Here is a 19523-nt window from a genome sequence, read left to right as displayed (position 1 = left end):
TGTGTCACAAGCGGCGAGCATGAAGATTGCCTTGCGTTCTGAGAATCTGCATTTCAATAATCCAGCATTCATCCATGCCGAACGCGAAGCTGCCGAGGTTTCCATGCATTTCGATCTGGCCGACCTGCGCCTGTTCATCCACATCGCCGAGTCGCCGAGCCTCACCCAGGGCGCCAAGCGCGCCTTCCTCTCCCCCGCGGCCGCCAGTGCGCGGATCAAGGCGCTGGAAGGCCAGCTGGGCAGCCGCCTGCTGTATCGCGACAACCGCGGCGTCGAGCTGACCCCCGCCGGCCAGCGCCTGCTGCAGCACGCGCGGCTGATCATGCGCCAGGTCGAGTACCTCAAGGGCGACTTCACCGAGCACGGCGCCGACCAGGGCGGGCACATCCGTATTTTCGCCAACACCACCGCGGTCACCGAGTTTCTCCCCGAGGTGCTGGCCGGCTTCCTCGGCGCCCGCCCGGGCGTCACCGTCGACCTGCAGGAACGCCTCAACCGCGACATCGTGCGCGGCGTGCTCGACGGCTCATCGGACCTCGGCATCATCGCCGGCCCGGTGGTCGCGCCGGGGCTGCAGGCCATCCACTTCAGCACCGACCGGCTGGTGCTCGGCGTGCCGGTCGGCCATCCACTCAGCCAGCGCGCCGCGGTGACCCTGCGCGACACCCTGGAGTACCCGCACGTTGGCCTGCACGAAGGCAGCACGCTGCAGACCTTCCTGCGCGACCAGGTCGAGCGGATGGGCGCCAGCCTGCAGCTGCGCATTCAGGTGTCGAGCTTCGAGGCGATCTGCCGGATGATCGAGACCGGCGTCGGTATCGGGGTGATTCCCGAGTCGGCTGCGCTGCGCCACAGCCGCACCATGCAGCTGAGCATGGTCAAGCTCGACGAGCCGTGGGCACTGCGCGAGCGCAGCCTGCTGGTGCGCGACCTGGACAGCCTGCCCGGCTGCGTGCGCGCGCTGATCGACACACTGCGCAATCATCCCAGCCAGGCCGCCTCCAGTTCTTAGAAGTTCACCCCGACACTGAAGGCGACAAAATCGCGGTCGCCGTTGGTGTTGAAGTCGCCGCCGAAGAAGTCGGTGTAGGCCAGGCTGGCGGTGTAGGTGTTGGCGTAGTCGGCATCCACGCCGAGGCTGATCGCCTTGAGGCCCTCTTCGAAATTCGGCCCGTTGCCGTCCACGTCGTGCGACCAGGCCAGGTTCGGCGCGAAGTTGATGCCGGCAATCACGTTCGGATAATCGAGACGCATGCGCCCGCGATAGCCCCAGGAGCTGCGCGTGTAGAAGCCCTTGTCGTTGCACTCCTGCTGCGGGTTGCTCGCCGCCGCGGTGCCGGGCGCGGTGCCGATGCACACGTTGAGCCCGGCCGGGCTGGCGCGGTCGATCAGCTCGCCGGCGCCGAAAATCGGGCTGCGGCCGAAGCGCAGATCGCTGCCATCGCTGTCGCCGAGGCCGTTGATGCGGTTGAAGCCGATCTCGCCGACCAGGGTCAGACGGTCGGCGGCGAACACCTGGTCGATGAACTGCGTGGCCGTCACCTGGGCCTGGAACACCGGCATACGCTTGTAGCCGGTCAGCGCGGCGCCCGGCGTGTTGCTCGCCGCGCCGCTGACGAACACTGGTGACACCGCCCGCGGCGCGCCCGCCACCAGACCCACCTGATTGACTGCGGCGAGGTTGAGGTCGGCGGTGTTGATCTGCAGCGGCATGTTCGGCCGATAGCTCATCTCGCCGCCCAGCGAGGTGCCGCCAAGGTTGGTCTGGAAGCTCAGGCCGTACAGGCGGATGTCCTCGGGGTAGTCGATGAAGTAGGTGGCGTTGCGCACCCGGTCCGCGGTGGTCGCCGCGTTGGACGCACCGGCGAAGGTGGTGCGGGTCAGGCTGAGGAACGGGTTGCGGCTGTGGTAGTTCATCATGTACGCGGCGAACTCGGTGTCGTTCACCTCCGGCATGAACCAGCGCAGCGCGATGCCGTACTGGCCGCCGTCGCGTGCGTCGTTGTCCTTGGTGCGCGGGATGTAGGCGTTGCCGGTGCCGGCCACCACGTTGGCGATGGTCCCGGCGTTGGCGCGCGGATCGCCCGGAGCGAAATCCGGCCCGGCCACCACCAGGCGGTCGACGCAGCCGGAGGGAATCGGGTCGGAGCCGAAGAAGGTGCCGCAGTTGTCGGTGACGGTCTTCTCCCATTCGATCTGGTAGAACAGCTCGCTGCTGATGTTCTCGCTGAGGTTCTGCGACAGGTAGAACATGTTCACCGGGATCAGCGCTTCCTTGACCTCCGAACCGGGCCGCCGTAGCGCGGCGACGTCGACCGGGTTGATCGAGTTGATGCCGTTCTGGATGAAGGTGCTCTCGCCCCAGCTGACCACCTGCTTGCCGAGGCGCACGTTGCCGGGCAGCGAGCCGAGCGTGTAGCCGTGGTAGGCGAAGGCATCGAGGAACATCGCCCCGGAGGACTTCGCCGCACGGTCGCGGCCGCTGTCGTCGATGTCGTAGAACAGCCGGTGCTCGTCCTTCAACTCGAAGTCGTACCAGTACTTGCCGCGCACGAACACGCCACTGTCGCCGTACTTCAGCTCGAGGTCGTGGAGGCCCTTGAATATCTTCGAGAAGGTCTCGCCCTTCTTGAAGTTCTGCCGGTTGTCGTCGGCGGTGCGGGTCGCCGATTCACCGCGCAGGCCGCTGACGTTGCCGTTGGAGATGAAGTCCGGGTCCGGACTGCGCACCGCCCAGCTGGCGCCGACGGACAGCGACGAGTCGAACTGCCCCTCGATTTCGCCGAGGCTGAAGGTGAAGGCGTACGCGTGGGTGGTGAGGCCGAGGGTGATAGCGGCAGCCAGACGAGCCGGCCGACAAACTCCGCGCATTGTTATTGTTGTCATGCGCTGCTCCAGTCATTTGGGGCGATTTTTTTCCTCAGCCTAGCCGCATCTCAGCTGGTTACAATTTTCTACCTACCCAAAAGGGTTAGCCCGCACCTCACCCCTCGCCTCACCCCAATCCGTCGCACGCCCGGCCGAACCGTGCGCGCACTGTTCGCCGCCGCACGCCTGCTACCCGCCGTGACAGCCCGCGCCGCCGCTGCAAGTCCCGGCCTGCGGCACTTCAGCGCGCCGCTCCGGCCTTGCGCACACATTTCAGACCTCGCGCGGCGTTCATGGCGTTACCGGTAACAACCACCCTGCGTTCGGCGCCGCCGAAGGCAGGCTACAGAAAAGCGGAATTTGCCCGTACCACCGAGGCCCGGCATGGTGCCTGTCCGGGCCCGCGAAAGCGCTCTACCAAGCGCCTCGCCGCGGGTGCGACAACAACAAGAATTCCGCGTCACCGGTAGCAGGAGAAACCCTATGAGTTATGCAGTCGAGCAAGGCCTGCCGACGACACTGGAAGAGTCTGGGCCAGCACTGAAGGCGGTCTACCGCAAGGTCATCTGGCGGCTGATCCCGTTCCTGTTCCTCGCCTATGCGATCAACACCATCGACCGTCTGAACATCTCGTTCGCCAAGCTGCGCATGGCCGAGGACATTGCCCTGAGCGACGCCGCCTACGGCATCGGCGCGGGGATCTTCTACCTCGGCTACATCCTCTTCGAGATTCCCAGCAACCTGTACATGCAGCGCGTCGGTGCGCGCGCCACGCTGACGCGGATCATGGTGCTGTGGGGCATGGTGACCATCGCCACCGCCTTCGTGACCACCGCCAACCAGCTGATCGTCGCGCGCTTCCTGCTCGGCGTGGCGGAAGCCGGCTTCTTCCCCGGGGTGATCCTCTACCTCACCTACTGGTTCCCGGCGGCGCTGCGCGCACGGATCACCGCGGTGTTCCTGATGGCGGCGATGATCTCCGGCATCGTCAGCGGCCCGCTGGCCGGCTGGATCATGACCCACTTCCACGGCTGGCTGGGGCTGCGCGACTGGCAGGTGCTGTTCGTCCTGGAAGGCATCCCGGCGATCCTGCTCGGTCTGTTCGGCTGGTTCTGGCTGGCCGACCGGCCGAGCCAGGCGCACTGGCTGAGCGACGAGGAGAAGCGCCTGATCAGCGACGGCCTGGCGCAAGGCAGCACCGGCGCCGCGCCACAGGTGCGCCTGCTGGAGATCCTGCGCAACCCGCAGGTGTACATCGCCGGGCTGGTGTTCTTCTGCATCTACAGCGGCTCGAACACCGTGTCCTACTGGATGCCGACGCTGATTCGCGGCTTCGGCCTGGAGGACCTGCGCACCATCGGCCTGCTCGCCAGCCTGCCGTACGCCTGTGCGCTGGTCGGCATGTACCTGCTAGCGCGCAGTTCGGACAAGCACCTGGAGCGGCGCTGGCACCTGGCGGGCACCATCCTGGTCAGTGCGGTGTGCTTCTTCCTGCTCGGCCCGGCGCAGAGCAACCTGGTGGCCTCGGTGGCGCTGATGAGCATCGGCGCCGCCTGCGCGCTGTCCGCCGTGGCGCTGTTCTGGAGCATCCCGCCGGCGCTGCTGGCGCCGGCCAGCGCCGCCGCCGGCATCGCGGTGATCAGTTGCATCGGCGGTCTGGCCGGGGTGATCAGCCAGATCGTGGTCGGCGCGATCAAGACCGCGACCGGCAGCCTGTACATGGCCTTCGACGTGATCGGTGCGGTGCTGGTGATCGGCGCGCTGATCCTCTTGATCGGCATTCCGGCCCGCGCGCTGCGCGAGAAGCCGCACGCCTGACGGCAGCTGGCGCGCACAAAAAAGCCGGGCATGCCCGGCTTTTTCTATTCAACCCACGCCTCAGGCCTGACGCGCCGCGCCGCTGGCCAGCAGGCCGTCGATCTCCTCGGCGCTGAAACCGTTGCTGGCCAGCACTTCGCGAGTGTGTTCGCCGAGGCGCGGTGGCGCGCTGAAGGTGCGCTGCTCGCCGTCGAAGCGCACACCGCTGGCCGCCAACCGCACGCGGCCCTGGCCGGCGCCGGCGGGGCACGCCTGAAACAAGCCAACGGCATTCAGGTGCGGATCGACTAACAGGTCGTCGAGGCTGTTGACCCGCGCGGCGGGAATGTCGATGCGCGCACAGGCCGCCAGCCACTCGGCGGTGCTGCGCTGGGCGAGGAACTCGGCGAGCAGCCCGTACAGTTCGTCGATGTGCCGGGTGCGCGCGTCCATGTCGGCGAAGCGTGGATCGGCAGCCAGCTCCGCACGACCGACCTCGGCGAAGAAACGCGCCCAGTGCTGATCGGTGTAGGGCATCACGCACAGGTGGCCGTCGTGGGTGCGGTACGGGCGGCGATCGCCGCTCAGCACCCGCGCATAGCCGGTGCCGCCGCGCGCGGGAGTGAAGGTCGCGCCGCCGAGGTGCTCGACCAGGTTGAAGCTGCTCAGCACCTCGAACATCGGTACCTCGACCGTGCCGCCCTGGCCGCTCTGCGCCCGGCCGAGCAGCGCGGCGAGGATCGCCTGGGCCGCCACCAGCCCGGCGATCTTGTCCGCCGCCGCGGTCGGCAGGTAGCGGCTCTCGCCGGTCTGCCGCTGGACCAGATCGACCAGCCCGCTCATGCCCTGGATGATGTCGTCGTAGGCCGGCTGGCCGGCGTAGGGGCCGCCCTCGCCGAAGCCATTGAGGCTGGCGCACACCAGGCGCGGATAGCGCTCGCGCAGCTGCTCGGCGCCGAGACCGAGGGCGGCGAGCTTCTGCGGACGGATGTTGTGCATCAGCACGTCGGCGCCGGCCAGCAGGCGCTGCAACGCGGCGCGGCCGGCGGCCTGCTTGAGGTCGAGGACCACGCTGCGTTTGTTGCGATTCAGACCGATGAAGCACGACGCCAGGTCCGCCTCGGCGGCCGGCCCGGTGCGCCGGGTCGAGTCGCCGGCCGGCGCCTCGACCTTGATCACCTCGGCACCGAAGTCGCCGAGGTACTGGCTGGCGTAGGGGCCGAACATCACGCTGCTCAGGTCGATGACGCGAATGCCGTGCAGCGGGCTGCCGGCGGGAATAGAGGGCTGCATGGCGCTCCGCGAGATCAGGGCGCCAGTGCGCTGTCGAGAAAACCGAGCAGTTGCTGCTGGAACACCGCGAGGTCGACGGCCGGTGGATCGAGCAGGTACTGCAGCATCATCCCGCGCATCGCGCCGAGGATCAGCGCGGCGGTGGCCAGCGGGTCGACGCCGGCGCGGATCTCGCCATTGGCGATGCCGGTACGCACCTGGCGCGCCAGGTACTCCTGCACCGAACGGTTGTACTCGGCGAGGATCTGCACGGTCTCCGAATCCTCGGTGACCGCCTCGGCCATCAGCGCCAGCAGCGCGCGGGTGTTGGTCCACTCGTTGTCGCGGCGCCCGAGGTAGACGCTGACGAAGCCCTTGAGCACCGCCAGGCCGTGGCTGCGCTGCGGCACCTCGGCATCCACCATGTCCATGAACTGGGTGTTGACGAAGCCGGCCAGCGCGCGCAGCAGGCCGGCCTTGTTGCCGAAATGGTGGGCGGCCAGGCCACGGCTGTAGCCGGCCTCCTCGCCCACTTCGGCGAGCGTCATGCCGACCCAGCCCTTGCGCGCGACGATCTTGCGCGCGGCGAGCAGCAGGCGCTGCTCGGCCTCGGCGCGGCGCTCGGTCTGGGTGCGGCGCACCGGTGCGGGGGTGGCTTCGCTGTCAGCCGCGCTCATGCAGCCTCTCCTGATTACTTGCCGGTGAATACGGGGTCGCGACGCTCGAGCATGGCTTTGTTGCCCTCGGCGAAATCGTCCATGACGATCTGCCATTCCTGCTCGGAGGCCTCACGGTCGATGATCGCGTCGACGGCATCGGCGAGGCCCATGCGCAGCGTTTCGCGGCTGGACATTACCGCATGCGGCGCGGACAGGGCGATCTCTTCGGCCAGCGCGAGGGCGGCCTGGCGCTCCTGGCCCGGCTCGGCGAGCACGTCGGCGAGGCCGATGCGCGCGGCTTCGCGGCCATCGATGCGGCGCCCGGTGGCGATCAGCAGCGAGGCCATCTGCACGCCGACCAGGCGCGGCAGGGTCACCGAAATACCGAAGCCCTGGTGGATGCCCAGGCGGTTGAAGTTGGCCGAGAAGCGCGCCTTCTCGCTGGTCACGCGGAAGTCGCCGACCATCGCCAGGCCCAGTCCACCACCGATTGCGGCGCCCTCGACCACCACGATCAGCGGCTTGCGGGTGCGGAACAGGCGCACGGCGAACTTGTACAAACGGCGCGGGAAACCGGGGTCCTTGTTCTCGTCCGAACCGGTGAAGTCGGCACCGGCGCAGAACACTTTGCCTTCGGCCTGGAGGATCACCACCCGGCACTGCGCCAGTTCGTCGAGGTATTCGAGCGCAGCGACCAGGTCGCTGATCAGTTCCTTGTCGAAGAAATTCAGCGGCGGGCGGCTGAATTCGAGGGTGGCGACGTGGCCTTGCAGGTCGAGGCTCAGGCCGCGGCCGGGAACGAAGGAGGTGGAAGTGGACATGCGAGCTCCTGGACGAAAGGGACGGTCGGGCGCTTGCCCGGTTCGATCGGTTGCTGGTAGCTTAGATACTTGCTGACCAACAAGCAAGTTAGAACCCCGTCCACCGCTACGAGTACAACGCCCATGCAGGCACTCGATATTCGCCCCTGCCGCCTCGACGACAAGGCCGAAGCCTTGCGCGCCGAAGTGCGCGAGTTCCTCGCGGAAACGCTGAAGGACTACCCCGCCGCCGAACGCGCCAAGAGCTGGAACGGCGCCTGTGAAGACTTCAGCCGCAAGCTCGGCGCGCGCGGCTGGCTCGGCATCACATGGCCGAAACGCTTCGGTGGCCACGAACGCAGCGCCCTGGAGCGCTATGTTGTGCTCGAAGAGCTGCTCGCCGCCGGCGCGCCGGTGAACGCGCACTGGATCGCCGAACGGCAGAGCGGCCCGTTGCTGATGAAGTTCTCCCCGGACGTGCTGGCGCCCAAGCTGTGCCCGGGCATCGCCCGCGGCGAGATCTACATGGCGATTGGCATGAGCGAACCGGACGTCGGCTCCGACCTGGCCGCGGTGCGCACCCGCGCCACGCCGACCGCCGGCGGCTGGCTGGTCAACGGCAGCAAGGTGTGGACCACCGGCGCGCAGCGCGCCCACTACATGGTCACCCTGCTGCGCACCGGGCCGAAGGACGAGAAGAACCGTCACGCCGGCCTGTCGCAGCTGCTGATCGACCTCAAGGCGCCAGGTGTGACCATCCGCCCGATCTACAACATGCTCGGCGAGCACGACTTCAATGAAGTGTTCCTCGAGAACGTGTTCGTTCCAGACGACTTCGTCATCGGCCAGCTCGGCGACGGCTGGAAGCAGGTCGGCGCCGAACTGGCCCTCGAACGCAGCGGCCCGGAGCGCTACCTGTCCAGCACCCAGCTGTACCTGGAAATGCTCGACGCCGCCGACCCGCAGGACAGTCGGCACACCGTCAGCCTCGGCCGCGTCGCCGCACGCTACGCGGTGATGCGCCAGATGTCCCTCGGCGTCGCCGGCATGCTGGCCCGCGGTGACAACCCGGCGACCCCGGCTGCGTTGGTCAAGGACCAGGGCGCAGTACTCGAACAATCGCTGCCGGACCTCGCCCACGAGCTGTTCGGCGGCCAGCGCGCACCCGGTTCGAACCTCGACCAGGTAATGCGCTACGTGACCCAGACCGCCCCGTCGTTCTCCCTGCGTGGCGGCACCCGCGAAATTCTCCGCGGCATCATTGCCAGAGGACTCGGACTGCGATGAGCGAAGCAATCAACCTTTCCGGCGTGGACGACAGCGCCCCGTCGGAACTGCAATCCATGATCGCCGACAGTGTCGAGCGGCTGTTCGCCGAACAGGTCACCCCGGCCCTGCTGGAACGTTTCGACGCCGGCGACAGTGCCGACGCGCTGTGGCAGATGGTGGTCGACAACGGCCTGCCTGGTGCGCTGGTCCCGGAAGCCGCCGGCGGCAGCGGCGCCAGTTGGCTCGACGCCAGCCCCGTGCTGCGCGCCATCGGTTACTGGCAGGCGCCGCTGGCGCTCGGCGAAACCATGCTCGCCTCCTTGCTGCTCGCCCAGGCCGGCCTGGAAGTGCCGGAAGGCGCGATCAGCCTGATCCAGGCCGGCCGCCTCGGCGACCTGCAGCTCAGCGCTGACGGCCGCCAGCTGAATGGCCGCGCGATCAACGTGCCGTGGGCGCGCAGCTGCCGCTGGGCAGTGGTCGCCGACGCGGGTCGCCTGGCCCTGGTCGATTTGCGCCAACCGAGCATTCGCCTGGACGCCGGCAGCAACTTCGCTGGTGAAGAACGCGACAGCCTGGAGTTCAGTAACGCCAGCACCCTGGCCGCGGCGCCGCTGCAACTGGCCGACGTCGCCGAGCCGGTGTGGCTGCTCGGCGCACTGGTGCGCGCCTGCAGCCTGGTCGGCGCGCTGGAGTCGAGCCTCGACAAGGCCGTGCAGTACGCCAACGAGCGCGTGCAGTTCGGCAAGCCGATCGGCAAGCAGCAGGCGCTGCAGCAGTACCTGGCGGAGATGGCCGGCAGCATCGGTGCCGCGCGCATGGCCACCCAGGTCGCCCTGCGCAGCGCCGGCGAGGCGTTCGCCGCCGCGCCGGGCAGCACCAGCAGCCTGGCGTTCGACGTCGCGGTAGCCAAGGTCTGCGCCAGCGAGGCGGCCAGCCTGGCCTGCTCGGTGGTGCACCAGGTGTTCGGCGCAATCGGCTTCACCCACGAGCACACCCTGCACTTCGCCACCCGCCGCCTGTGGTCGTGGCGCGACGAGTTCGGCAGCGACGCGCAGTGGGCCAAGGTGCTCGGCGAGGCGGCAATCGCCGCCGGCTCCGCGGGCTTCTGGGCGGGCTTGACCGCACGCAGCCTGTAAGCGCAGTAAGCGGCCCGCCGACGCGGGCCGCCTGTTGAGTTCTCCGCATGCGGGTGCGGAGTTGCAAACCGGGGGCGACCCCGGTTTTTTTATGCGCGCGTTTTAGCGCGTTTCGCCACTGACGCGCAGCGCGGCCTCCGACGCACTGGCCAGCAAGCGACTGGCGCCTGGCGTCTGCAGCAGGCACTCGGCGATCGCCGGCTCCAGCTCGCGACGCAGGCGGCGCACCAGGTCGCGCGCACCGAAGCGCGGGTCGTGCTCGCGACACAGCCAGCGGCGTGCCGACTCGTCCAGCGCCAGGCGCCGGCCGCGACGGCCCAGGCGCTGGTTGAGCTTTTCCAGTTCGATGTCGAGCAGGCTGTCCAACCAGTCGTGGTCGAGGCGCTCGAACGCCAGGATGCGGTCGATGCGGTTGAGGAACTCCGGCTCGAAATGGCCGTGCAACGCCTGCTCGAGCACCGCCGCCTCGGCGCGCGGCTGCAGATTCAACCAGCGCCGCCAGCCGGCGTCGAAACGTGTGCGGTAGTCCCACACCTGGCGCGCGCCGATGTTGCTGGTCATGAAGATCAGGCTGTTGCGAAAGTCGATCCGCCGGCTGCCGGCGGCGAGCACCAACTGGCCGCTGTCGAGCACGTTGAGCAGGCTGCGCAGCACCGTGCGGTCAGCCTTCTCCAGCTCGTCGAACAGCACGATGCCGGGCCGTCCGTAGCTGCCCTGGATGGCTTCGACGTCGAACAGCGTGGTGCCTTCCTTGCTGCCGACGTAGCCCGGCGGCGCACCGGTCAGCGCGGCGGCGTAGTGCTCCTGGGCCAGGGTGTTCATGTCGATGCGGCAGAAGGCGTCCGGGCGGCCGTGGATGGCCTGGGCGAGCAGGCGCACGATCTCGGTCTTGCCGACCCCGGTGGGGCCGATGAACAGGCTGACGCCGAGCGGCCGCTCGGGGTCGCCGATGTCGGCCTTGACCACCTTGAGCAGCGCCTCGAGCTGCTCGAGCACTGCCTCCTGGCCGACGATGCGGCCGCGCAGCAGGGCCATCACCGGCAGCGGGTCGAACAGGAAGCGCGACGGCATGCCGGCGACACCGCCGCGCGCCAGCTGGTCGCGGTTGTGGTCGAGCAACTCGTTGACGAAGGGCATGGCAGGCTCCGACAGGGCGGTGGTTTGTTGCACGGATCAGTCCCCTCTCCCTCCGGGAGGGGCTACCCCGCCGTGCGCTCCTTGCCCGCATGCGGCAACTCGCCGACCGGGCAATCGGCCACGCCGATGGTCGAGCGGGTGAGCTGCTCCACGTCGGCCTGGGCCTTCTGCGCATCGAGCACCCAGGTGCGGTAGAACTCGAACGGGCAGTCGGCCACGCCCTTGTCGCCGTCGCCGGAGTTGTAGACCCCGGTGTAGCCACGGTGCAGCAGCTTGAACAGGTGATTCTGCGACTGGTCGTTGGCGCGCGCATCGCGAATCTGCGAGACCGACAGCTGGGCGTACTGGATGCCCATCTCCTCCTCGCCGCATTCGCCGAGGGTGCGGCCGTCGAAGCCGATGATCGCCGAGTGGCCGAAGTAGCTGTACACCCCGTCGAAGCCGGCGGCGTTGGCCACCGCCACGTAGCAGTTGTTGGCCCAGGCCATGGTCTTGGCCATCAGCACCTGCTGTTCCTTGGCCGGGTACATGTAGCCCTGGCAGCGCACGATCAGCTCGGCGCCCTTCATCGCACAGTCGCGCCAGATCTCCGGGTAGTTGCCGTCGTCGCATATGATCAGGCTGATCTTCAGGCCCTTGGGGCCCTCGCTGACGTAGGTGCGGTCGCCCGGGTACCAGCCCTCGATCGGGCACCAGGGGATGCACTTGCGGTACTTCTGGACGATCTCGCCCTGGTCATTAATCAGCACCAGGGTGTTGTACGGTGCCTTGTGCGGGTGCTCCTCGTGGCGCTCGCCGGTCAGCGAGAAGATGCCCCAGGTCTTCGCCTCCCGGCAGGCGGCGGAGAAGATCGCGGTCTCCTCACCAGGGATGCTGGCGGCGGTGTCCATCATCTCCTGGTGGTCGTACATGATCCCCATGGTGCTGTACTCGGGGAACACCACCAGGTCCATGCCCGGCAGGCCGAGCTTCATGCCCTTGATCATTTCGGCGATCTTGCGCGCGTTGTCGAGCACTTCGGCCTTGCTGTGCAGACGCGGCATCTTGTAGTTGACGACCGCGACGCCGACGGTATCGGGACTGCTGGAAATATCGCCGTGGCGCATGGGGTGACTCCTTCTGCATTCGTTTTTCGAAGGAGCGAATGCATTCGCGATGCGCACTGACGGGGATCGCGGATGAATTCGCTCCTACGGGAATGGGGGTGGCGGGCTCAGTGACTGATCATCCACGGCCGCGCCGACGGGCTGGCCTTCAGCGCGTGGGGGTTGGCCTTGGTCGGGGTGTTCGGCTTGCTCGGCCCGCAGCAGCTGCAGCCGGCACCGTGCTTGCGCTTGCTTTTGTATTCCTCAAGCGTCTGCGGCGCGTGGGCGCTGCGTTCGTTGGCGTCGCGGGCGCGGCGCTGATTACCTGGCATGGTCGCCAGGCCGGGCGCGCTGAGGATCACCCGCGCACTCTGGGTGGCGCAGTAAGGGCAGGCGCATGGCGTGTCGCGCTCGGCCATCGGCCGCAGCACGGTGAAGTCGCCGCACTGCGGGCAGTCGTACTCGTAAATCGGCATGGCAGGTTCCTCGCAAAGCGGTGAAAGACGCCCTCTGCCCCGCCTCTCTCCCATAAACGGGAGAGAGGCGGCGGCGCTTACTTGTCGTAGGCGATGGGCAGGTCGATGCTGCCGTCGAGGTGCTTGATCGGGCCGCTGGCGCTGGGGTTGATGTCGAACTCGAAGATGTCGGTCGGCAGCCACAACGTCGCGCAGGCGTTGGGGATGTCCACCACCCCGCTGATGTGTCCCTGCACCGGCGCCGAGCCGAGCAGCGAGTAGCCCTGGGCCTTGGAGTAACCGAACTTGGTCAGGTAGTTGATGGCGTTCAGGCACGCCTGCTGGTAGGCCAGGTTGACGTCCAGGTAGTGCTGCTTGCCGGCGTCGTCGACCGAGATGCCTTCGAAGATCAGGAAGTTGTTGTAGGTCGGCACGATCGGACTGGGTTTGAAGATCGGGTTCTTGATCCCGTACTTGGCCATGCCGCCCTTGATCAGCTCGACTTTCATGTGCACCCAGCCGGCCATCTCGATGGCGCCGCAGAAGGTGATTTCGCCGTCGCCCTGGCTGAAGTGCAGGTCACCCACCGACAGGCCGGCGCCGTCGACATACACCGGGAAGAAGATCTTCGAGCCGCGCGACAGGTCCTTGATGTCGCAGTTGCCGCCGTGCTCGCGCGGCGGCACGGTGCGCGCGCCGGTGGCCGCGGCGGCATCGCGGATCGCGCCCTGCAGCTTGCCCATGTGCGCGGTGGCGGCGAAGGTCGGGTTGGCCAGCGGTGGCACGCGGGTCGGGTTGGTGTCGATCAGTTCCTGCTCGCGGCGGTTCCACTCGGCGAGCATCTTATGGTCCGGCAGGCAACCGATCAGTCCGGGGTGGATCAGCCCGGCGAACTTCACCCCGGGGATGTGCCGCGAGCTGGTGTACAGGCCGTGGAAGTCCCAGATGGATTTCTGCGCATGCGGGAAGTAGTCGGTGAGGAAGCCGCCGCCGTTCTGCTTGGAGAAGAAGCCGTTGAAGCCCCACAGCGAATCGGCCTTGGCGCCGATGTCGAGCAGGTCGACCACCAGCAGGTCGCCCGGCTCGGCGCCCTTCACCCCGACCGGGCCGGACAGGTAATGCACGGTGGTCAGGTCGACGTCGCGCACGTCGGAGGCGTCGTCGTTGTTCTGGATCGCCCCGGCGGTCCAGTCGTAGGTCTCAAGGATGAAGTCATCACCCGGATTGACCCAGCAGGCCATCGGGATGTCCGGGTGCCAGCGGTTGTGGATCTGCTCGTTCTCGGTGGCGGGCTGGTTGAGGTCGACCTTGATCAGCGTGTCGGTCATGACAAAGCTCCTGTGCCATGTGGAGGGTCGGCGGGCTGTGGGCGCCGGGTACGGGAGCCAGTCTCCGGGCAAGCGCGGAATCGGCAAATACGTTGGATGACGTATGCCGCAGACCAGGATTGGCGGGGCTTGCGGGGTTTTTCGCGGACATGAAAAAACGGCCGGCGCATGGAGTACACGCCGACCGCAAAGCGGATGTTCTTTATTGGGTTCCCGCCTTCGCGGGGATGACGAATAGCGCGACCTCAACCACCCTTCGTCATTCCCGCGCAGGCGGGGAATCCAGCCAACGCTTACACCGACAGGTAGCGGCTGATGCTCGCCTCGTCGACCTTGTCGCGGCTCTCCTCGACCACGAACTTACCCTTCTCGATGACCAGGAAGCGGTCGGCGATTTCCATGGTGAACGACAGCACCTGCTCGGAGACGATGATGGTCAGGTCGCGCAGGTTGCGGATCTCTTTCAGGCTGCGCGCGATGTCCTTGATGATCGATGGCTGGATGCCCTCGGTCGGCTCGTCGAGCAGCAGCACCTTGGGGTTGGTGGCCAGCGCGCGGGCGATCGCCAACTGTTGCTGCTGGCCGCCGGACAGGTTGCCGCCCTTGCGCCCGCGCATCTCGTGGAGCACCGGGAACAGCGCGTAGAGGTCGTCCGGCACCTTGCCCTTGGCCGAGGCCGGCAGGCCGGTCTGGATGTTTTCCAGCACGCTCATGCTGGGGAAGATCATCCGTCCCTGCGGCACGTAGGCAATACCGTTCTCGACGCGCTGGTGGGTGTCGAGCTTGGACACCTCTACGCCGTCGATGCAGATCTGCCCGCCCCAGGCCGGCAACACGCCCATCAGGCTCTTGAACAGGGTGGTCTTGCCCATGCCGTTGCGGCCCATCACCGCGACGATCTCGCGCTTGGCTACGTCGAGGTTGAGCTCGTGGAGGATCTGGCTCTGGCCGTAGCCGGAGACGAGGTTGCTGATGCTGAACATGCTTGAACTCCTTGCGCTCGATGCGTCGGGTTGCGCGGCGCGCCACCCGACCTGCGGAGGTATTCCCGCTGCCAGGCGTGGCAGGGGGCGATCAGGGCCGCGTCAATGCCCCAGGTACACCTCGACCACCTTCGGGTTGCTCTGCACCGCCTCCATGCTGCCTTCGGCCAGCACCTTGCCCTGGTGCAGCACGGTGACCTTGTGGGCGATGCTCTTGACGAACTCCATGTCGTGCTCGATGACCAGCACCGAACGGCCCTGGCTGATGCGCTTGAGCAGCTCGGCGGTCTGTACCCGCTCGGACACGCTCATGCCCGCCACCGGCTCGTCGAGCATCAGCAGCGCCGGGTCCTGCATCAGCAGCATGCCGATCTCCAGCCACTGCTTCTGGCCGTGCGAGAGCAGGTCGGCCTGCTGATGCAGCTGCGCGGCCAGGCCGATCTCCGCCGCTATCTCTTCGACGCGCTCGACCACCGCCGCGCTGCGCTTGAAGAACAGCGCACCGAACACCTTGCGGCCCTTGGGGTAGGACATCTCGAGGTTCTCGAACACCGAGAGGTTTTCGTAGATCGACGGGTTCTGGAACTTGCGCCCGACCCCGGCGCGAACGATGTCGTATTCGCGCATCTTGGTCAGCTCGCGGCCGTCGAACTGGATGCTGCCGGTGGTGGCGCGGGTCTTGCCGCAGATCAGGTCGAGCACCGTGGTCTTGCCGGCGCCATTGGGGCCGATCACCACGCGCACCTCGTTGCGGTCGACGTACAGGTTGAGGTCGTTGACCGCCTTGAAGCCGTCGAACGACACGGTCAGGCCCTCGATGGCCAGCACCGGTTTGGGCGATTCGAAGCCAGTCGGGCTCATGGCGTGGTCTCCAGTTCAGATTGCGGCTGACGGGCCGGGGCGTTGTCGGCCGGCTTGGCCGGGACGGTTGCGACCTTAGGTTTGCGGGCGGTGAAGTGCGCCAGCCATTTGCGCCCGTGGCTGTCCCACAGCCCGGCCAGGCCGTTGGGGAAGTACATGACCACGGCGATGAATAGCCCACCCATCAGGTACAGCCACAGCTCGGGGAAGGTCTCGGAGAAGTAGGTCTTGCCGAAGTTGACCAGCAGCGCGCCGTACACTGCGCCGAGCAGCGACAGGCGGCCACCGACTGCGGCGAAGATGACCATCTCGATCGACGGCACGATGCCGACGAAGCTCGGCGACATGAAGCCGACCTGCAGGGTGAACATCGCCCCACCGATCGCCGAGAACGCCGCGGCAATGCAGAACACGAAGACCTTGAAGCTGGCCACGTCGTAGCCGGAGAAGCGCACCCGCTCTTCCTTGTCGCGCATCGCCACCAGCAGGCGGCCGAGCTTGGAGCCGAGGATGAACTTGCCGAGCAGGATGCAGCCGAGCAGCAGCACGGCGTTGACGAAGTAGAGAATCAGCTTCGCCGCATCGCTGCGGATGTCCCAGCCGAGCATGGTCTTCAGGTCAGTGATGCCGTTGACCCCGCCGGTGTAGCCCTGCTGGCCGATGATCAGCACGGTGAGGATCAGCGCGATGGCCTGGGTCACGATGGAGAAGTACACGTCGCCGACGCGGCGCTTGAACATCGCCAGGCCGATCACCAGGGCCAGCAGCACCGGCACCACGATCACCGCGATCAGGGTGAAGGTCAGGCTGTGGAAGGGTTGCCACATCAGCGGCAGTTCGGTGATCTGGTTCCAGTCCATGAAGTCCGGGATGCCGGGGGTGGACTGGATCTTGGTGCTCTCCGGGTCGGATGCCTCGAGCTTGAGGAACATCGCCATGCAGTAGCCGCCGAGGCCGAAGAAGATGCCCTGGCCGAGGCTGAGGATGCCGCCGTAGCCCCAGCACAGCACCAGGCCGACCGCGACGAAGGCGTAGGTCAGGTACTTGCCGACCATGTTCAGGCGGAAGGCGTCCAGGGCCAGCGGAAACACCACCAGGATCAGCGCGGCGAGCACCAGCAGGCCGATAGCGCCCTGCTTGCCACCGAGCAGGGTGTCGAGTGTCTTGTTCATGTGCGGGTCCTCATGCCAGTAACTCCCTTCTGTCCCTCGCCCGCCTGCGGGCGAGGGACGCAAAGCCGCTTCGGCGTACTCATCATTTGCGCACCTTGATCGAGAACAGCCCCTGCGGCCGCAGCATCAGGATCAGGATCACCACCGACAGGGTCAGCACCTTGGCCATCGAGCCGCTCATGAAGAACTCGGTGAGCGACTGCGCCTGGGCGATGCTGAATGCCGAGGCGATGGTGCCGACCAGGCTCGCCGCGCCGCCGAACACCACCACCAGGAAGGTGTCGACGATGTACAAGGAGCCTGCAGTCGGCCCGGTCGAGCCGATGGTGGTGAAGGCCGCGCCGGCCACCCCGGCCACCCCGCAGCCTAGGGCGAAGGTCATGCGATCGACGCGCTTGGTGTTGATCCCCACCGCGCGGGCCATCAGGCGGTTCTGCATGGTGGCGCGCACCTGCAGGCCCCAGCGCGATCGGTAGAGCATCAGGAACAGGCTGGCGGTGAGCAGCACGGTGAGGCCCATGACGAACACGCCGTTGCGCGGGATGTCGATGGCCTCGGTGGGGTTGAACGAGCCCATCAGCCAGTCCGGCAGGGTCGCCGAGACTTCGCGGGCGCCGAAGGTGGAGCGGAACAGCTGCTGCATCACCAGCGACAGCCCCCAGGTCGCCAGCAGGGTGTCCAGCGGCCGGTGGTAGAGCTTGCTGATCATCGCCCACTCGACCAGCCAGCCGATCGCGCCGGCGATGACGAAGGAGAGGACGATGGCGAGGAAGAAGTAGTACGGGCCGAGCGCCGGCGCGTAGCTGTGGGTCAGCGTCGACACCAGGAAGGTGGTGTAGGCGCCGATGGTGAGGAACTCACCGTGGGCCATGTTGATCACGCCCATCTGGCCGAAGATGATCGCCAGACCGAGAGCCATCAGCAGCAGCACGCAGAATACCGATAGCCCGTTGAAGCCCTGCATGACGACGATGGCGCCGAAATCGGATAGCCATTCCATGATGATGGTCTCCTGGTGGATGGGAAGTGGGAGGAGGCTGAACCTCCGCCCCTCTCCCCAGCCCTCACCCGTAAACGAGCGAGGGGGTTGTACGGAGTTGCCGATGAATTGCGGTTTCAGGCCGCGATCCATTGCCGGTCAGAAAAAACGGAGAGCAGGAAGAGGGCGATGCAGCCCCCTCCCCTCATGCGCTTACTGGTAACCCTTGGGGAACGGATTCGGCTCGATCAGCCCGGATTCGTAGATCACCTTGAACTGGCCGTCGGCCTGCACCTGACCGATGCGGGTCTTGCTCCACAGGTGATGGTTGTCGTGGACCTTCACGTAGCCTTCCGGCGCAGTGGTCAGCTCGATGCCCGGCGAGGCGGCGACCACCTTGTCGACGTCGAAGCTGCCGGCCTTCTCGACTGCGGCTTTCCACAGCCACGGGCCGAGGTAGGCGGCCTGGGTTACGTCGCCGATCACCGCATCCTTGCCGTACTTGGCCTTGAAGGCTTCGACGAAGGCCTTGTTGTTCGGGTTGTCGAGGCTCTGGAAGTACTTCATCGAGGCGTAGAAGCCGGCCATGTTCTCGCCACCGATGCCGAGCAGTTCGTCCTCGGTCACCGACAGGGTCAGCAGGTTCTGCTTCTCGGCGGTCACGCCGGCGGCTTTCATCTGCTTGTAGAACGCCACGTTGGAGCCACCGACCACGGCGGCGAACACCACGTCAGGCTTCTTCAGCTTGACCTTGTTGATCAGCGAACCGAACTGGGTGTTGCCGAGTGGGTAGTACTCCTCGCCGACCACCTTGCCGCCGAGCACGTTCTCGATGTGCTTGCGGGCGATCTTCATCGAGGTGCGCGGCCAGATGTAGTCGGAGCCGATCAGGTAGAAGGTCTTGGCGCCCTTCTCCTTGGCGATCCAGTCGAGACCGGCGAGGATCTGCTGGGTGGCTTCCTGGCCGGTGTAGATGACGTTCTTCGACTGCTCGAGGCCCTCATAGAAAGTCGGGTAGTAGAGCAGCCCGTTTTCCTTCTCGAACACCGGCAGCACCGCCTTGCGCGACGCCGAGGTCCAGCAGCCGAACACGGTGGCGACCTTGTCGTTGACCAGCAGCTTGCGCGCCTTCTCGGCGAAGGTCGGCCAGTCGGACGCGCCGTCTTCCTGGATCACCTTGATCTGCCGGCCGAGGATGCCGCCCGACGCGTTGATCTGCTCGATGGCCAGGCGCTCAGCCTGGATCGAACCGGTTTCGGAAATGGCCATGGTGCCGGTGGCCGAGTGCAGCTGGCCGACCGTCACCTCGGTGTCGGTGATCGCCAGGCCGGTGGTGTTGGCGGTGTCGGCCAGCACGCTCTGGCTGAACACGCTGGCCGCCATCAGCGACAGCGCGGCGGCGCCCAGCGCCAGCCGGCGGGGAAGGAATCGTTTGGCTCCCAATGGTGAATCCATGGTCTTGCTCCTTTCGGTGGTTGGCCGCGCCGGGTGCCCTTATCGCTGGGACTGGAGACGTCGGGTTCGGGAGCAAGGATGCGGCGCGGGGCGGTTTCGGCCCTATACGCAGGATGACGTAAGGGCATACGTCATCTGACGTACTGAGCGCTGCGCCGCAGTGGTGCAGGATGGCGCCTACGAGTACGAGCGCGAACCACAATGTGTACCGGGCCCACAGTCCGCCCCTCACCCCAACCCTCTCCCGGAGGGAGAGGGAGCTTGCGC

17 protein-coding genes are annotated in these 19523 nt (G+C 66.8%); 4 read left to right on the top strand and 13 right to left on the bottom strand.

Annotated elements, in window-relative coordinates; translation table 11 throughout:
• The first annotated feature begins 103 nt into the window (after window positions 1-103).
• Entirely contained in the window at window positions 104-1012 is a 909-nt protein-coding gene (locus JQX08_RS13565; protein ID WP_205348901.1) for a LysR family transcriptional regulator, read from the top strand.
• On the opposite strand, the gene JQX08_RS13560 is transcribed toward JQX08_RS13565, so the two are convergent.
• Window positions 1009-2886, bottom strand: a complete 1878-nt coding sequence (locus JQX08_RS13560) for a DUF1302 domain-containing protein (RefSeq protein WP_205348900.1) — start codon at window positions 2884-2886, stop codon at window positions 1009-1011. The genes JQX08_RS13565 and JQX08_RS13560 overlap by 4 nt on opposite strands.
• A 465-nt stretch (window positions 2887-3351) precedes the next feature.
• On the opposite strand from JQX08_RS13560, the gene JQX08_RS13555 reads away from it, so the two are divergent.
• Entirely contained in the window at window positions 3352-4686 is a 1335-nt protein-coding gene (locus JQX08_RS13555) for an MFS transporter (protein ID WP_205348899.1), read from the top strand.
• A gap of 60 nt (window positions 4687-4746) precedes the next feature.
• On the opposite strand, the gene JQX08_RS13550 is transcribed toward JQX08_RS13555, so the two are convergent.
• The 3 genes from JQX08_RS13550 to JQX08_RS13540 are packed head-to-tail and all read right to left on the bottom strand — an operon-like array spanning window position 4747 to window position 7417.
• Window positions 4747-5958, bottom strand: a complete 1212-nt coding sequence (locus JQX08_RS13550) for a CaiB/BaiF CoA transferase family protein (protein ID WP_205348898.1) — start codon at window positions 5956-5958, stop codon at window positions 4747-4749.
• A gap of 14 nt (window positions 5959-5972) precedes the next feature.
• Window positions 5973-6614, bottom strand: a complete 642-nt coding sequence (locus JQX08_RS13545) for a TetR/AcrR family transcriptional regulator (protein WP_205348897.1) — start codon at window positions 6612-6614, stop codon at window positions 5973-5975.
• A gap of 14 nt (window positions 6615-6628) precedes the next feature.
• Window positions 6629-7417 (bottom strand): enoyl-CoA hydratase/isomerase family protein, encoded by a 789-nt coding sequence (locus JQX08_RS13540; RefSeq protein ID WP_205348896.1) that lies wholly within the window; start codon window positions 7415-7417, stop codon window positions 6629-6631.
• Window positions 7418-7540: 123 nt separating this feature from the next.
• On the opposite strand from JQX08_RS13540, the gene JQX08_RS13535 reads away from it, so the two are divergent.
• Together JQX08_RS13535 and JQX08_RS13530 are read left to right on the top strand one after the other, a co-directional pair.
• The gene (locus tag JQX08_RS13535) at window positions 7541-8683 is read left to right on the top strand and encodes an acyl-CoA dehydrogenase family protein (RefSeq protein WP_205348895.1); all 1143 of its coding nucleotides are present in this window, start codon (window positions 7541-7543) and stop codon (window positions 8681-8683) included.
• On the top strand, window positions 8680-9801 hold the full coding sequence (locus JQX08_RS13530) for an acyl-CoA dehydrogenase family protein (protein ID WP_205348894.1): 1122 nt from the start codon (window positions 8680-8682) through the stop codon (window positions 9799-9801). Before JQX08_RS13535 ends, JQX08_RS13530 begins: the two co-directional genes overlap by 4 nt.
• Window positions 9802-9903: 102 nt before the next feature.
• Here JQX08_RS13530 and JQX08_RS13525 read toward each other — a convergent pair whose 3' ends face one another.
• The 9 genes from JQX08_RS13525 to urtA all read right to left on the bottom strand — a co-directional run bounded on the left by JQX08_RS13525 (window position 9904) and on the right by urtA (window position 19256).
• The gene (locus JQX08_RS13525; protein ID WP_205348893.1) at window positions 9904-10938 is read right to left on the bottom strand and encodes an AAA family ATPase; all 1035 of its coding nucleotides are present in this window, start codon (window positions 10936-10938) and stop codon (window positions 9904-9906) included.
• A gap of 62 nt (window positions 10939-11000) precedes the next feature.
• Window positions 11001-12044 carry an aliphatic amidase gene (locus tag JQX08_RS13520; protein ID WP_205348892.1) on the bottom strand — a complete coding sequence of 348 codons (1044 nt, stop codon included), beginning with the start codon at window positions 12042-12044 and terminating at the stop codon, window positions 11001-11003.
• Window positions 12045-12151: 107 nt separating this feature from the next.
• Complete coding sequence (locus tag JQX08_RS13515; protein ID WP_205348891.1) at window positions 12152-12499, bottom strand: FmdB family zinc ribbon protein; 348 nt, start codon at window positions 12497-12499, stop codon at window positions 12152-12154.
• Window positions 12500-12576: 77 nt separating this feature from the next.
• Window positions 12577-13806, bottom strand: coding sequence for a formamidase (fmdA, locus tag JQX08_RS13510; protein WP_205348890.1), 1230 nt, complete (start codon window positions 13804-13806; stop codon window positions 12577-12579).
• A 293-nt stretch (window positions 13807-14099) separates the two neighbouring features.
• Complete coding sequence (gene urtE / locus JQX08_RS13505; protein ID WP_205348889.1) at window positions 14100-14789, bottom strand: urea ABC transporter ATP-binding subunit UrtE; 690 nt, start codon at window positions 14787-14789, stop codon at window positions 14100-14102.
• A 102-nt stretch (window positions 14790-14891) separates the two neighbouring features.
• Window positions 14892-15650 (bottom strand): urea ABC transporter ATP-binding protein UrtD, encoded by a 759-nt coding sequence (gene urtD, locus JQX08_RS13500; RefSeq protein ID WP_205348888.1) that lies wholly within the window; start codon window positions 15648-15650, stop codon window positions 14892-14894.
• Window positions 15647-16822, bottom strand: coding sequence for an urea ABC transporter permease subunit UrtC (urtC, locus tag JQX08_RS13495; protein ID WP_205348887.1), 1176 nt, complete (start codon window positions 16820-16822; stop codon window positions 15647-15649). The genes urtD and urtC overlap by 4 nt, the downstream gene beginning before the upstream one ends.
• Window positions 16823-16904: 82 nt before the next feature.
• Complete coding sequence (urtB, locus tag JQX08_RS13490) at window positions 16905-17822, bottom strand: urea ABC transporter permease subunit UrtB (RefSeq protein WP_205348886.1); 918 nt, start codon at window positions 17820-17822, stop codon at window positions 16905-16907.
• A 192-nt stretch (window positions 17823-18014) separates the two neighbouring features.
• Entirely contained in the window at window positions 18015-19256 is a 1242-nt protein-coding gene (gene urtA / locus JQX08_RS13485) for an urea ABC transporter substrate-binding protein (protein WP_205348885.1), read from the bottom strand.
• Window positions 19257-19523 lie beyond the last annotated feature (267 nt).

The sequence above is a fragment of the Zestomonas insulae genome, assembly GCF_016901015.1.
Taxonomy (GTDB): Bacteria; Pseudomonadota; Gammaproteobacteria; order Pseudomonadales; family Pseudomonadaceae; genus Aquipseudomonas; species Aquipseudomonas insulae.
Note: the sequence above shows the minus strand (reverse complement) of the source record. Positions and strands in the feature narration are given on the sequence as shown.